12 protein-coding genes are annotated in these 13,831 nt (G+C 72.4%); 6 read left to right on the top strand and 6 right to left on the bottom strand.

Features of this window, described 5'->3' with window-relative positions; all coding sequences use genetic code 11:
* Position 1 precedes the first annotated feature (1 nt).
* Both ABZ404_RS11920 and ABZ404_RS11925 read right to left on the bottom strand, forming a co-directional pair.
* Positions 2-1,507 (bottom strand): M4 family metallopeptidase, encoded by a 1,506-nt coding sequence (locus ABZ404_RS11920; RefSeq protein WP_358831555.1) that lies wholly within the window; start codon positions 1,505-1,507, stop codon positions 2-4.
* Between the two features lie 473 nt (positions 1,508-1,980).
* Positions 1,981-2,556, bottom strand: coding sequence for a TerD family protein (locus tag ABZ404_RS11925; RefSeq protein WP_101388906.1), 576 nt, complete (start codon positions 2,554-2,556; stop codon positions 1,981-1,983).
* A 200-nt stretch (positions 2,557-2,756) separates the two neighbouring features.
* Here ABZ404_RS11925 and arfB point away from each other — a divergent pair, with 200 nt between their 5' ends.
* Positions 2,757-3,191: an alternative ribosome rescue aminoacyl-tRNA hydrolase ArfB gene (arfB, locus tag ABZ404_RS11930; protein WP_358831538.1), complete on the top strand. Its 435-nt coding sequence runs from the start codon at positions 2,757-2,759 to the stop codon at positions 3,189-3,191.
* Positions 3,192-3,822: 631 nt separating this feature from the next.
* Here the strand turns inward: arfB and ABZ404_RS11935 are convergent.
* On the bottom strand, positions 3,823-4,386 hold the full coding sequence (locus ABZ404_RS11935; RefSeq protein ID WP_358831554.1) for a flavin reductase family protein: 564 nt from the start codon (positions 4,384-4,386) through the stop codon (positions 3,823-3,825).
* A gap of 407 nt (positions 4,387-4,793) precedes the next feature.
* Here ABZ404_RS11935 and cdgB point away from each other — a divergent pair, with 407 nt between their 5' ends.
* A complete protein-coding gene (gene cdgB / locus ABZ404_RS11940; protein WP_358831537.1) occupies positions 4,794-6,461 on the top strand; it encodes a diguanylate cyclase CdgB in 1,668 nt (555 codons plus the stop codon).
* A 107-nt stretch (positions 6,462-6,568) separates the two neighbouring features.
* Entirely contained in the window at positions 6,569-7,576 is a 1,008-nt protein-coding gene (locus ABZ404_RS11945; protein ID WP_358831536.1) for a CBM35 domain-containing protein, read from the top strand.
* A 104-nt stretch (positions 7,577-7,680) separates the two neighbouring features.
* Here the strand turns inward: ABZ404_RS11945 and ABZ404_RS11950 are convergent, their stop codons facing one another.
* From ABZ404_RS11950 to ABZ404_RS11960, 3 genes are all read right to left on the bottom strand, one after another.
* On the bottom strand, positions 7,681-8,601 hold the full coding sequence (locus tag ABZ404_RS11950) for a 1-phosphofructokinase family hexose kinase (RefSeq protein WP_358831535.1): 921 nt from the start codon (positions 8,599-8,601) through the stop codon (positions 7,681-7,683).
* Positions 8,602-8,731: 130 nt separating this feature from the next.
* A complete protein-coding gene (gene nagA / locus ABZ404_RS11955) occupies positions 8,732-9,877 on the bottom strand; it encodes an N-acetylglucosamine-6-phosphate deacetylase (RefSeq protein ID WP_358831534.1) in 1,146 nt (381 codons plus the stop codon).
* Positions 9,877-10,878 (bottom strand): ROK family protein, encoded by a 1,002-nt coding sequence (locus ABZ404_RS11960; RefSeq protein ID WP_358831533.1) that lies wholly within the window; start codon positions 10,876-10,878, stop codon positions 9,877-9,879. Before ABZ404_RS11960 ends, nagA begins: the two co-directional genes overlap by 1 nt.
* Positions 10,879-11,182: 304 nt before the next feature.
* On the opposite strand from ABZ404_RS11960, the gene ABZ404_RS11965 reads away from it, so the two are divergent.
* From ABZ404_RS11965 to otsB, 3 genes are all read left to right on the top strand, one after another.
* Positions 11,183-12,403 (top strand): extracellular solute-binding protein, encoded by a 1,221-nt coding sequence (locus ABZ404_RS11965; protein WP_358831553.1) that lies wholly within the window; start codon positions 11,183-11,185, stop codon positions 12,401-12,403.
* Between the two features lie 46 nt (positions 12,404-12,449).
* Entirely contained in the window at positions 12,450-12,686 is a 237-nt protein-coding gene (locus ABZ404_RS11970) for a DUF3263 domain-containing protein (RefSeq protein ID WP_358831532.1), read from the top strand.
* A 144-nt stretch (positions 12,687-12,830) separates the two neighbouring features.
* A complete protein-coding gene (gene otsB / locus ABZ404_RS11975) occupies positions 12,831-13,673 on the top strand; it encodes a trehalose-phosphatase (RefSeq protein ID WP_358831531.1) in 843 nt (280 codons plus the stop codon).
* Positions 13,674-13,831 lie beyond the last annotated feature (158 nt).

The following is a 13,831-nucleotide window of genomic DNA, read 5'->3' on the forward strand; positions in this document are numbered from 1 at the left end:
GTCACTTCACGTTGACGGCGGTCCACGCGGCGGCCACCGTCTTGTACTCGGTGCTGCTCGCCCCGTACAGGTCGGCCGCGGCCTGGAGGGTCGTGGTGCGCGCCTTGGCGTAGTTGGTCGTCGACGTCATGTACGTGGACAGCGCCTTGTACCAGATCTTGTACGCCTTGGTCCGCCCGATGCCGGTGACCTTGGAGCCGTCGGACGTCGGGGAGTTGTAGCTGACGCCGTTGATCACCTTCGCGCCGCTGCCCTCGGACAGCAGGTAGAAGAAGTGGTTGGCGACGCCGGACGAGTAGTGCACGTCCTTGTTGCCGACCGTGCTCGACCAGTAGTCCGCCGACTGGCCGTCCTTGCTCGGCTTGTCCATGTAGCGCAGCGGGGTGCCGTTGCCGCGGATGTCGATCTTCTCGCCGATGAGGTAGTCACCGGGGTCACTGGCGTTGTTGGCGAAGAACTCCACCGACGTGCCGAGGATGTCGCTGGTGGCCTCGTTGAGCCCGCCGGACTCCTTGCTGTAGTTGAGTTTGGCGGTGGCGGCGGTCAGGCCGTGGCTCATCTCGTGGCCGGCGACGTCGAGCGCGGTGAGCGGCTTGAGGTTGTTCGCGCCGTCGCCGTACGTCATGCAGAAGCAGCTGTCGTCCCAGAAGGCGTTGACGTACGCGTTGCCGTAGTGGACGCGGGAGTACGCGGCCTTGCCGTTGCCCGCGATGCCGTTGCGGTTGAGCTCGGCCTTGTAGAAGTCCCAGGTCACGGCGGCGCCGTAGTGCGCGTCCACCCCGGCGGTCTCACGGTTCTGCGGGGTGCCGTCGCCCCAGGTGTCCACCGACTTGGTGAAGAGGGTGCCGGTGCCGGAGGAGCCGTGCTTGAGGTCGTACGTCTTGTGCCCGCCGCGCCCGGCGTCCGTCAGGCTGTACGTGGTGCCGGACTTGGAGGTGCCGAGGGTGACCTTGCCGGAGTACTCGCTGGTGCCGGTCCCGGTGTCGATGGCCTCGTACGCGTAGAGCTCGGCGCCGGTCGCGGCGTCGGTGATGACATGGCGCTCGCTGGGGGTGCCGTCGCGCTGGGTGCCGGTGAGGACCGCCTCGTACGCCAGGACGGGCTTGCCGCTCGCGGCCCAGACGACCTTGCGGGCGTGGGCCGGGGCGGCCTTGAGGGAGGCGCCGGAGGTGGCGACGGATATCCGGCCCTCGGTGCTCTTGCTGACCCCCTTCAAAGAGCCGTCCTTCTTGGCGTGGACGACGAGGTCGCCGCCGAGGACGGGCAGGCCGTCGTAGGTGCGCTCGTAACGGGTGTGGACGGTGCCGTCCACGTCCTTGACGACGTCCCGTACGACGAGCGCCTCCTTGGCGCCGAGGCCCAGCCGGTGGGCGGTGGCGGGCGCGGCGGCCTGGGCGGCCTGGAGCGCGCCGGCGCGCTCGGCCACACCGAGCACGCGGGCGCCTGCACCCGCCTCGCGGTCGGCGGCTCCGGCACTGGTGCCCGACTGGACGCCGACGACGACCATGGCGGCGGTGGCGGCGAGTGCGGCGGCACGCAGGGAAGTTCTCACGGAGGGGTCTCCTTCACTCGATCCGTTGCGCGGTGGGGGTGCGCGGTGGGGGGTGGTGCGAGTGGGTGGCTCCCGTGCGGGCGGGGCCCGTCCGGGCGGTGTCCGCACAGGAGTTGGGCGCAGGTGCGTGGGGCGCATCTGCGTGTGGTGCGTGGGGTGAGCGTGCCAGCCGATGAACGGTTCTTGACAGGGTACCGACAAGTATTTGACTGGAATGTGTCCGTCAGGGGGTACGGGGTGTCCGGTAAACGTGCGGTTCGCGGGGGCGGGAACCGGGTACCGGGCGCGGGCACGCCGAAGCCCCCGGCGCGAAGGGCGCGGGGGGCTTCGGGGGTCGTTCTCTCAGGCGCTGGTGCCGGCGCCGGCGCTCATGCCGGTGCCGGTCCGGTGCCGGTGCCGGTGTCGGTGTCGGTGTCGGGGGAGGAGGCTCAGACGTTGACGCCGAAGTCCTGGGCGATGCCGACGAGGCCCGAGGCGTACCCCTGGCCGACCGCGCGGAACTTCCACTCCGCGCCGTTGCGGTACAGCTCGCCGAAGACCATGGCGGTCTCGGTGGCGGCGTCCTCGCTCAGGTCGTAGCGCGCGATCTCGGCGCCGCCGGCCTGGTTGATGATGCGGATGAACGCGTTGCGGACCTGGCCGAAGTTCTGCGAGCGGTTCTCCGCGTCGTAGATGGAGACCGGGAAGACGATCTTGTCGACGTCGGCGGGGAGGCCGGCCAGGTTGACGTTGATCTGCTCGTCGTCACCCTCGCCCTGGCCCGTGACGTTGTCACCGGTGTGGACGATGGTCTGGTCCGGGGTGGACTTGTTGTTGAAGAAGACGAAGTGGGCGTCCGAGTAGACCTTGCCCGCCGGGTTGACCGCGATCGCGGAGGCGTCGAGGTCGAAGTCCGTGCCGGTGGTGGTGCGGACGTCCCAGCCGAGGCCCACCGTGACGGCGGTCAGGCCCGGGGCCTCCTTGGTGAGCGAGACGTTGCCGCCCTTGGACAGGCTTACAGCCATGGGAAGTCCCCTTCGTCGTACGTCGTGATGTGCGGGCTACGGCCGTTCCCGAAGCTACCGTCATCCCTCTTAACGTCGGCAGGGCATGCCGGGTTCCAGTTGGCTTTACTTTCTTTGCCGGAGGACGTTGAGAGGCGGGAGTGCGGCGGCGGGCGGGTGCCGGGCAAAAGAGGGTGACGCGGCGCGCCGCGCGGGGGACCATGGAGCCCATGTCCGGGCCCTACCTCATCCGCGGCTCCGTCTCCCTCCCGGAGGCCGAGCTCATGTGGCGTTTCTCGCGGTCCTCCGGGCCCGGCGGGCAGCACGTCAACACCAGCGACTCGCAGGTGGAGCTCCGCTTCGACCTCGCGCGTACGGAGGCGCTGCCGGAGGTGTGGAAGGAGCGGGCGCTGGCGCGGCTGGAGTCGCGGCTGGTGGGTGGGGTCGTGACGGTCCGGGCCTCCGAGCACCGGTCGCAGTGGCGCAACCGGGAGACGGCGGCGGTGCGGCTGGCGGCGCTGCTGGCCGAGGCGACCGCGCCGCCCCCGAAGCCCCGGCGGGCGACGCGGATTCCCCGGGGGATCAATGAGCGGCGGCTGCGGGAGAAGAAGGCCCGAGGCGAAACAAAACGCGGCCGCACAGGCCGCGACTGGTAACCCCAGCCCCCCGGGTTACCAGCACCCCGGCCCCCTTCTGGGAGCCTGCGCCCCCCACCCCCCTCGGCGGGACCTGCGCCCCCCACCCGCTTCGGCGGGACCTTCGGCCCCACCCCCCTCGGCGGGGCCTGCGGCCCCCGCGCCCCACTTACGGGGCTGCGCCCCGCCCCCTCTTTTGCCTGCGGACCGTGCTGGGCTGGTCGCGCAGTTCCCCGCGCCCCTGAGGTACTCCGCCGCACCCCGAGAACCGCCCTCGGCCCAAGACCCCCAGAGCCGCAGGAAACGACGCGACCAGCCACCCACCGCCCCCTGAAGGGGCGCGGGGAACTGCGCGACCAGCCCGCCACTGGGCCGCAGGCGAATCCCCGGCCGATAAGGGGCGCGGGGAACTGCGCGACCAGCCGACCACCGGCCGGCAGACGAATCCCCGGCCGATGAGGGGCGCGGGGAACTGCGCGAGCAACCCACCACCGGCCGGTAGACGAATCCCCGGCCGATAGGGGGCGCGGGGAACTGCGCGATCAGCCCGCCACCGGGCCGCAGACGAATCCCCGGCCGCCAAGGGGCGCGGGGAACTGCGCGATCAGCCCATCCCCGGCCCGCAGGTGAAGCCCCACCCGGGAGGGAAGGTTCAGCCCAGTTGGCGGTACCGCCCCCGGAAGTACGTCAGCGGTCCCCCCTCCGCACTGGGCAACTCCACCCCCAGCACCCGGGCGATCACCAGCGTGTGATCGCCGGCCTCCACCCGCTGTTCCGTCCGGCACTCCAGCGTCGACAGCGCACCCCCCACCAGCGGCGCCCCGCTCAGCTCGCCCCTCTTGTAGGCGATGTCGTCGAAGAGCAGGCGGTCGCTGATGCGGCCCTTCATCGCGAAGCGGCCCGCGATGTGGCGCTGGCTCTCCGAGAGGACCGAGACCGCCCAGAGGGGCTGCTCGGCGAGCAGGTCGTCCATGCGGGAGCCGTTGCGTACGCTCACCAGGATCAGCGGCGGGTCGATGGAGACGGACAGGAACGCCGTGGCCGTCATGCCGACGTCCTCGCCGCGCGGGCCCGCGTCCTCGTCGTGGGCGGTCACCAGCACCACCCCGCCGGCCAGCCGGGACATCGCGGCACGGAATTCGTCATTGCTCACCCCCTCAGCATGGGGGGTCTGCGACGGCAGGGACGGGAGAGCTCGGAGAACGTCTGTCTGCAACACGTACAGAACGCTAGTCTCCGGGGTCAACGCCGCACATCGGGCCCTGGGACCAGAGAGGTCCTAGGACCAGGGAGCGCAGGGAGGCCGCCGTACTGCAAACCACGACCCCCGCACCACCCCCACCCCGCCCCAAAAACCGGCATTAACGCCTGTTTGCATTCCGTAATTCTGCGGAGCGCTCCCACCCCTGGCGGGGCGTCCGTCATCACCCCGTGTGACTTGAGTCACAGAGTGCAGTAATTGTTGACCCTGTGTACCGAGTGGGCAGCTCGCTGTGATTCAGTGACGGGGACGTTGCACGAAAAGCGCCCACGGGGTAGTCGGAAGCCGGGCCGGAAGCCGGAGAAGAAACGCGCCGAATCAGGATCCTGGAGTTGCTGTCGAGGTCTCGGGGAGAGCGAGCAATGGAGACCGAGTCGGAGCCGTACGTCCGTCTTGCGACTCTGCGGCAGCTGCATCAGGTGGTCACCGACCTGAACACGGCCCGCAGCCTGGCGGACACGCTGCAGACCGTCGCCGACGGCGTCATCGCCGGGCTCGGATACGAGCTGGCCTGCGTCAACCTCGTACGCCCCGACGGTGACCTCGTCGTCGCCGCCTTCGCCGGGAACGCCGCCGCCGAGGCCCTGATCACCGGACGCGTCGGCAGCCGCGCCTCCTGGGAGCGCCGGCTCACCATGGGCGAGGGCTGGGGCGACCTGCGGTTCATCCCGCACACCGAGGGCTGGGTGCTCCTGGAGGACGACGTCCCGCAGTGGTACACCGAAGGCCCCGAACCGCGCTTCGAGGACGAGTGGCACCCCCAGGACCGCCTCTACGCGCCGATGTACGCCTCGGGGGGCGGGCGCGAGCTGCTGGGGGTCATCTCCGTCGACAAGCCGCGCAACGGACGGCGCCCGGGCGCCTGGGGGCGCGAAGCGCTCCAGATGTACGCCTCGCAGTCCGCCATTGCGATCAGCAACGCCCGGCTTCGCGCAAACATGCAGCGCGCGCTGGTACGCCTGGAGCGGGAGCAGCAGGCGCTCCGGGCCAGCGAGGAGAGCTTCCGGCAGGCCTTCGAGTACGCGCCGTCCGGTATGGCCATCGCCGAGATGGGCGGTGACCAGCACGGACGCCTGCTGCGCACCAACGACGCGCTCTGCCGGCTGCTCGGCAGGCCCGCCGCCGTCATGCGGCGCTACTCCTTCGCCGACCTCGTCCACCCCGAGGACATAGGGCTCCTGCTGCGCACCTCGGCCGAGGGCGGCCGCGCCGAGCTGCGGCTCGGGCGGCGCGACGGCTCCTACGTCTGGGTGTCGCTGCGCAATTCCGTCGTCGCCGATACCGCCGACGGCCCCCGTTTCCTGCTCACCCACGTCGAGGACATAGAGGAGCGCAAGCGGCACGAGCTCCAGCTCGCCCACCGCGCCTCGCACGACTCGCTCACCGGCCTGCCCAACAGCGCGGAGCTGCGCGCCCGCCTCTCCGCCCGGCTCTGCCAGCGGCCGTACGCGGTGGGCGCCACCGCCGTGGAGGCGCTGGACGCGGCGTACGGGCAGGTGCACGACGGGCGGGGTGAGACCCCGGGGCACGCGGTCTGCGACCCCGGCTTCGACTTCGACCCGGTGCCCGGCGCGGGTCCCTTCGACCACCACGTGCACATGGTCGCCCCCGAGGGGGACGTGGACGACGGCACCAAGGGGCTCGCCGTCCTCTTCTGCGACCTCGACGGCTTCAAGTCGATCAACGACCGGTTCGGCCACAACACCGGCGACGCCGTCCTCATCGAGGTCGCGCGCCGGCTCACGACCGGCGTGCGCGACGGCGACACCGTCGCCCGGCTCGGCGGTGACGAGTTCGTCGTCCTCGCCGACGGCCTGGGCGCGGCCGACGCCGCCGACCTCGCGGTCCGGCTCCGTAACGCGATCATCCCGCCCATCAGGGTGGACGGGCGGGCGGTCCGCGTCGGGGCGAGTTTCGGGATCGGCTGGGCCAGCTGCGGGATGTCCGTCGAGGAGGTCCTGCGCTCCGCCGACCAGCGGATGTACATCGAGAAGCGGTCGCGCGCGAAGGTGCACCGGCGCGCCGGTTAGCCTCCCGTGCGACGGGCGTGAGACCGAGGTCGCGGCCATGGTGTCGGCCGTTCGGGGTAGGCTCGGCCGGTCGGCGACGGCTGGCGAACAGTGAGGAGTGACCCCGGATGACGCCCGGCAACAACGGCGCGAGCACGCCCGAGGACGACGATCCGTTCGGCTATCTGTACGAGGACGGACAGGCCTCCGGCGCCACCCCGCCCCGCTCGGGCGGCTACGGCTACCCCAACCCGACGGCACCGCAGCAGCCCGGCGTGCCCCGTACCTCCTACAATCAGGTGCGCACGGTCGGCGAGCGCCAGTACGGGCAGGTCCCGCAGCAGCAGTACGGCCAGCAGTACGGCCAGCCCCCCCAGCAGCAGGGCCGCCAGCAGTACGGCCAGCCCACCGCCCAGTACGCGGCACCCGAGACCTATGGCGGGGGCGCCGGCGGTCCCAGCCGTCCCGCGCCCCCGGCGGCGGGTGGCGGCGGGCGCGGCAGCCGCGGCCCCAACACCAAGGGCCTGCTGATCGGCGCGGTCGCGGTGGTCGCGGCGGTCGTCATCGGTATCGGTGTGGCGCTGGCCACCAACGACGACGGCAAGAAGGACGACGGCGCGAACTCGCCCACGGGCGGCGGCACCTCCACGGGCGCCCCGCAGCAGCCGTCGAACAAGCCCTCGGACTCGCCGTCCGCCCCGGCCCAGGAACTCCCCAAGCAGGACGCGGCGACGCTGAAGCTGGGCGGGGGCGCGGTGCTGGCCAAGGACGTCAAGGGCGCGCAGGGCACGGACGGGGCGTACGTCAACGGCTTCAACCAGATCGGCTCCTCGCTGACGTGGCAGGCCGATCTGCCGTCGTCCGGGTCGTACTACCTGTACGTGCGGTTCGCCATCCCGGCGAAGGACGCCAACGCGACCGTGACGGTCAACGGCAAGCCGAACGCCCAGCCGATAGGCCTGAAGAACTTCAGGGGGTCCACCGACCCGAAGCTGGAGAACAACTGGCAGTACACCTGGACCCAGGTCACGCTCAAGAAGGGCCAGAACACCATCAAGTTCTCCTGTGAGCAGGGGAACCAGTGCGACGCGGTGTTCGACTGGGTCGAGATCAGCAAGACCAAGAAGCAGTACTAGAAGCGGTAGCCCGCAGCACGGGAAGCGGTAGCAGTCGGCAGGTCTGTTCGGCGCGGACCGCATGGCGTGGCGCGACCAGCCACTGAGGCACGCGGGCGGCCCGCTCAGTCCGGCAGGGCGCTCACGCGTACCTCGGGGAGCAGGTCCTCGTACGCCCCGGCGTCGTACTCCCCCGCCACCGGCGCCAGTACCGTCGCCGTCGACAGGGCCACCGCCCTCGCCAGGCGGTCCGGCCACGGCAGGCCCTCCACCAGGGACGACAGCAGGGCCGCCACCGCCGAGTCGCCCGCGCCCGTGGGGTTGCCCCGGACCGGGGACGGCGGGGCCGCCTGCCACGTGCCCTCGGGGGTGACCGCCACCAGGCCCTCGGGGCCCAGGGAGGCGACCACGCTGTGCGCGCCCCGGCGGCGGGCGTCGCGGGCCGCGCGCAGGGGCTCGCGGGAGCCGGTGACCCGGGCCAGTTCGTCCGCGTTGGGCTTGATCAGGTCGGGGCGGGCGGCGAGGCCGCGCCGCAGGGGTTCTCCGCTGGTGTCCAGCAGGACGGGGACGCCCGCCGCGCGGGCCCGGCGGACCAGGTCGGCGTAGGCGCCGACGGGGACGCCGGGCGGCAGGCTGCCGCAGAGGGCCACCGCGTCCGCCTCCCGCAGCAGCGGCTCGTACGTCGCCAGGAACGCCTCCCACTCCTCGGCCGTGACCTGCGGTCCCGGCTCGTTGAGCTGCGTGGTGTCGCCGGTGGCCGCGTCCACGACCGCGATCGTGCGGCGGGTGGTCCCGGCGATGGGGACCAGCGCGTCGACGGGCGCGAGCGGGGCGAGCAGCTCGCGCAGGACCGCGCCGGTGCGACCGCCCGCGAAGCCCGTGACGACGCATTCGTGGCCGAGCGCGGCCAGGACCCGGGCCACGTTGAGGCCCTTGCCGCCGGGGCGCTCGGTCACCTCCTCCACCCGGTGGGCGGTGTGCGGGACGAGCTCGGGGACCCGGTAGGTCAGGTCGAGTGCCGTGTTCGGCGTGACGGTCAGGATCACGGGGTGATCATGCCAAACGGACGGGGGCCGGCCCAGACCCCACGGGCCCGGTTCCGGCCACCGCCGTGCCCGGAGCCCGGCCCGGATCCCACGGGCCCCGGTCCGGCCACCGCCCCGTGTCCGGAGCGGCTCAGCCCAGCGGGGGCGCCACGATCCACTCGCCCCGGCGCATCACGCCCTTCAGCGTGAACGCCTCGTCCAGGACCACCAGGTCCGCGTCCTTGCCCGGCTCCAGCGAGCCGACCCTGTCGTACACCCCGAGCAGCCGCGCCGGGTTGGCGCAGAGCGCGCGGACCGCGTCCTCCACCGAGAGGCCGTCGACGCCCACCGCGCGCCGGAAGGCGCGGTCCAGGGTGAGGGTGGAGCCCGCGATGGAGCCGCCCTCGACGAGCCGGGCGACGCCCTCCCTGACCTCGACCTCCAGCGGCCCGAGGTGGTAGAGCCCGTCGCCGAACCCGGCCGCGTCCATGGCGTCGGTGATGAAGGCGACCCGGTCGGCACCCTTGTGGTGGAAGGCCAGTTCGAGCGAGGCGGGGTGCAGGTGCGTGCCGTCGTTGATCAGCTCGACGGTGATCCGCTCGTCCTCCAGGAGGGCGGCGATCGGGCCGGGCGCGCGGTGGCCGAGCGCGGGCATCGCGTTGTAGAGGTGGGTGGCGACGGTGGCGCCCGCGTCGATCGCCTCGACGGTCTGCTCGTAGGTGGCGTCGGTGTGGCCGATGGCGGCGATCACCCCGTGCTCGGCGAGCAGCCGTACGGAGTCCAGGCCGCCGGGCAGCTCGGTGGCGAGGGTGAACATCCTGGCGGTACCCCGGGCCGCGTCCATCAGCTTGCGGACCTCGGCCGGGTCGGGGTGGCGCAGCAGGTCCTCGCTGTGGGCGCCCTTGCGGCACGGCGAGATGAAGGGGCCCTCGAAGTGGATGCCCGCGAGGTCGCCCTGCTCGACCAGTTCGGAGAGCAGCCCGGCGCGCTGGGCCAGGAAGTCCATCTCGCCGGTGACGGTGGAGGCGACCATCGTGGTGGTGCCGTGCAGGCGGTGGGTGTGGATGCCCTTCAGGACGTCCTCGACCGTGCCGTTGGTGAAGGAGGCGCCGCCGCCGCCGTGGACGTGCATGTCGACGAAGCCGGGGACGACCCAGTGGCCGCTGAGGTCGACGCGCTCGGCGCTCCCGGGCGCGCTTCCCGCGATCCGCGCGCCCTCGACGATCACGCGTCCGTTCTCGACGACACCGGTCGGCAGCACGACGCGGGCGCCGGAGAGGACCTTGACTGCGGCCATCAGGCGGTTACCTCCGTGGAGTGGGGGGCGCCGGGAGGGGTCCCGGTGCCGGGTGCGGTGCCGGTGGCGGGCGCGGTGCCGGTGGCGGCGAGCAGGTCCCAGGCGAGCAGGCCCGCGCCCAGGCAGCCCGCCGTGTCGCCGAGGGCCGCCGGGACGATCGCGGGCATCCTCTGGAACGTGACGCGCTCCTCGACGGCCGCCCGCAGCGGTACGAACAAGGTTTCCCCGGCTTCGGCGAGTCCGCCACCGATGATCAGGGTGCGCGGGTCGAGCAGGGTGAGCGCGGTGACGAGGCCGTCCGCGAGGGCGGCGACGGCCTCGTGCCAGACGGCCACCGCCGCCGGGTCGCCGGAGGCGACGGCCTTGGCGCAGTCGGCGGCGTCCGCGTCCGGGTCGCCGCTGGCCTCGGCCCACGCCTGGGTGACGGCGGAGGCGGAGGCGAGGCGCTCCAGGCAGCCGCGCTGGCCGCAGCCGCAGGGGATGCCGCCGGGGCGCACCACGATGTGGCCGATCTCGCCGGCGTAGCCGTGGGCGCCGGGCTCGATGCGGCCGTCGATGCCGATGGCCCCGGCGATGCCGGTGCCGAGCGGGACGAAGAGGAAGCGGTCGGCGCCTCTGCCCGCGCCGATGCGGCCCTCGGCGAGGCCGCCGGTGCGCACGTCGTGGCCGAGGGCGACGGGCAGGCCGTCGAGCCGCTCGCTCAGCAGCGCCCGCATGGGGACGTCGCGCCAGCCGAGGTTGGCGGCGTAGACGGCGACGCCGTTCTCGGCGTCGACGATGCCGGGCACCGCGACGCCGGCCGCCCGGGCGCTCTCGCCCAGGTGCTCCTCGCCGTACGAGCGCAGCTCGGCGGCGAAGTCGAGGATGCCCGCCACGACGGCCTCGGGGCCGCGCTCGCGGCCGGTGGGCCTGCGCGCCTCGTACAGCAGGCCGCCGTCCGCCCCGATGAGGGCGGCTTTCATCCCGGTGCCGCCCACATCCAGGGCGATGACGTGTCTCACGGGGACAGTCTCGCGCGTTCACCCATGAAAGGTCTAGTCCACTCACCGCGTGGCGGGGTAAGCGTTTTCCCAAGTGCCGCCCGGAATACGGCCGTACGAGTGGGGCATCAGGGGGAGAAGTTGCGGAAGTGATATCCAACTGGTGTAGACCTCAGCCCCGGCTACGAGGGAAGATCGCAGCTCATGTAGACAGGACGTTGCGAACAGGACGTTCACGGGGGACCGACTGGCGAACAACGAGGGTGGGACAGAGCACGTGCAGCGGCGCTTCTTCGGTCTGACGGCGGCGGTGGCCGCACTCGGCATGGCGGCGGCGGGCCTCACCGGCTGCGGCAGCGACAGCGGCTCCGGCGGTGTCACCCTCAAGCTGGTCGCCGCCGACTACGACATCGCGGGCGGCAACAGCACCAAGGCGTACTGGCACGACGTCGTCGGCGCGTTCGAGAAGAACAACCCCCGCATCAAGGTCGAGGTCTCCGTCCTGTCGTGGGACGTCGTCGACGCCAAGGTCGCCGAGATGGTGAAGGCGGGCAAGGCCCCCGACATCGCGCAGATCGGCGCGTACTCCGACTACGCCGCCGGCGGCAAGCTCTACTCCGTCGACCAGCTGCTCTCCATCCCCGTCCAGGCGAACTTCCTGGCGCCGCTGGCGGACGCGGGCGAGATGAAGCGCGTCCAGTACGGCATCCCCTTCGTCGCCTCCACGCGGCTGCTCTTCTACAACCAGACGCTCTTCGACAAGGCGCACATCAAGCCGCCGCAGACCTGGGCACAGCTGGCGTCCGACGCGAAGGCGCTGAAGGCCAAGGGGGTGAAGACCCCGTTCGCGCTGCCGCTGGGCAGCGAGGAGGCCCAGGCCGAGACGATGATGTGGATGCTGAGCGGCGGTGGCGGTTACGTCAACCAGATCTCCGGCTACGACATCGACTCGCCCGAGAACATCAGGACCTTCAACTGGCTGAAGAAGAACCTGGTGGAGGAGGGTCTCACCGGGCCCGTCGCCCCGGCGAAGCTCAACCGGCAGGCGGCCTTCGACGCGTTCGCCAAGGGCGAGGTCGGCATGCTCAACGGCCACCCCTCGCTCATGGAGCAGGCCAGGAAGAAGGGCGTGAAGTTCGGCAAGGTCGAACTGCCGGGCGTGGAGGGCAAGGCCAAGGCCTCGATGGGCGTGGCCGACTGGATCATGGGCTTCAAGCAGAACGGCCATCGCGAGGAGATCGGCAAGTTCCTCGACTTCGCGTTCAACGACCAGAACGTGCTGGCCTTCGCCGACAAGTACGACCTGCTGCCCGCGACCCGTACGGCGTCGCAGACCATGCAGAACGACGGCAAGCACCCGGAGCTGAACGAGTTCCTGGCCGCGCTGCCCACCTCCGAGCTGCCGCCGGTCGGCAAGACCTCCTGGCCGAAGGTCAGCGAGACGATCAAGAAGCGGATCGGCGGGGCGGTGTCCCCGGAGGGGGATCCCCGGTCGGTGCTGGAGGGCATCGCCAAGGTCGCCACGGAGGCCGAGAACGCGGAGTAGGTCCGGGCGCCGCGAGGGGCGGTCCGGCCGCGATACGTTGGCTTGTATGACCGACGACGACCTCAGTGAGCGCGCTCGGGCCGTGCTGGCCATCGAGCGGCGTTCCTGGGCCGGGCCCGGCGCCAAGGAGCGGGCCGTGCGCGAGCGGCTGGGGATCTCGCCGACGCACTACTACCAGCTCCTCAACGCCCTGCTCGACGACGAGCGGGCGCTCGCCCACGACCCGGTCACGGTGAACCGGCTGCGCCGGGTCCGCGAGGCCCAGCGCGAGCGCCGGGGCTGACCGGGCTCGCGGCGGGGCGGACGGGGATTTCGGCGGGTCCGGCCGAGCCCTCGCCGGGGTCGACCCGCCCCTCGCCGGGGCTGACCGGCGCTTTCCCCCACCCCGGCATGGCTGTGATCCGGGCCGCGCCGTTAGGGTCGTGGCATGGGCAGCCACACGCATCCTTTGCCGACCCCTGCCACGTCCGCCGGGCGCGAGGCGCTGGCCGCGATCCTGGCCGCGCCCGAGCGGGCCGTGATCGCACTCGACTTCGACGGCACGCTCGCCGAGATCGTCGCCGACCCCGAACAGGCCCGGGCGCACCCCGGCGCGGTGCCCGCGCTCGCGGCGCTCGCCCCGAAGGTCGCCTCGGTCGCCGTGATCACCGGCCGGCCCGCGGGAGTGGCCGTACGGTACGGCGGCTTCGCGGGCGTCCCCGGTCTGGAGCACCTGGTGGTGCTGGGCCACTACGGGGCCGAGCGCTGGGACGCGGTGACCGGGACGGTCCACGCGCCCGCGCCGCACCCCGGCGTCACCGCCGCCCGGGCCGAGCTGCCGGGCGTCCTGGACGCGCACGGGGCCTGGCGGGGCACCTGGATCGAGGAGAAGGGGCAGGCGGTCGCGGTCCACACCCGCCGCGCCTCGGACCCCCAGGCCGCGTACGCCGCCCTGCACGACCCGCTCGCCGACCTCGCCGCCCGGCACGGCCTGATCCTGGAGCCCGGCCGGCTGGTCCTGGAGCTGCGGCCCCCGGGGATGGACAAGGGGGTGGCGCTGGCGGAGTACCTGCGCGAGGTGGGCGCGGGGTCCGTGGTGTACGCGGGGGACGACCTCGGTGACCTGCCCGCCTTCGGGGCGGTCGAGAAGCTGCGCTCGGACGGGGTTCCGGGGCTGCTGGTGTGCAGTGGGGCGGGGGAGGTGCCGGAGCTCGCGGAGCGGGCGGATGTGCGGGTGCCGGGGCCGGCGTCGGTGGTGGAGTTCCTCTCGGCGCTGGGTGAGTGCCTGTAGGAGCCCCAACCACCCCTTCCCGAAAACCTCCGGCGGAGATCGGCCGTCTGCGGACCGTGGACGAGGCCGGCCGAGCCCACGCGGCGGAGCCGCACGTCAGCACAGGCCCGCGCCCCTAGGCAGTTAGGGGCGCGGGGAACTGCGCGAGCAACCCAGCA

Origin of the sequence: Streptomyces sp. NPDC005878, assembly GCF_040629815.1 — a bacterium.
Lineage (GTDB): Bacteria > Actinomycetota > Actinomycetes > Streptomycetales > Streptomycetaceae > Streptomyces.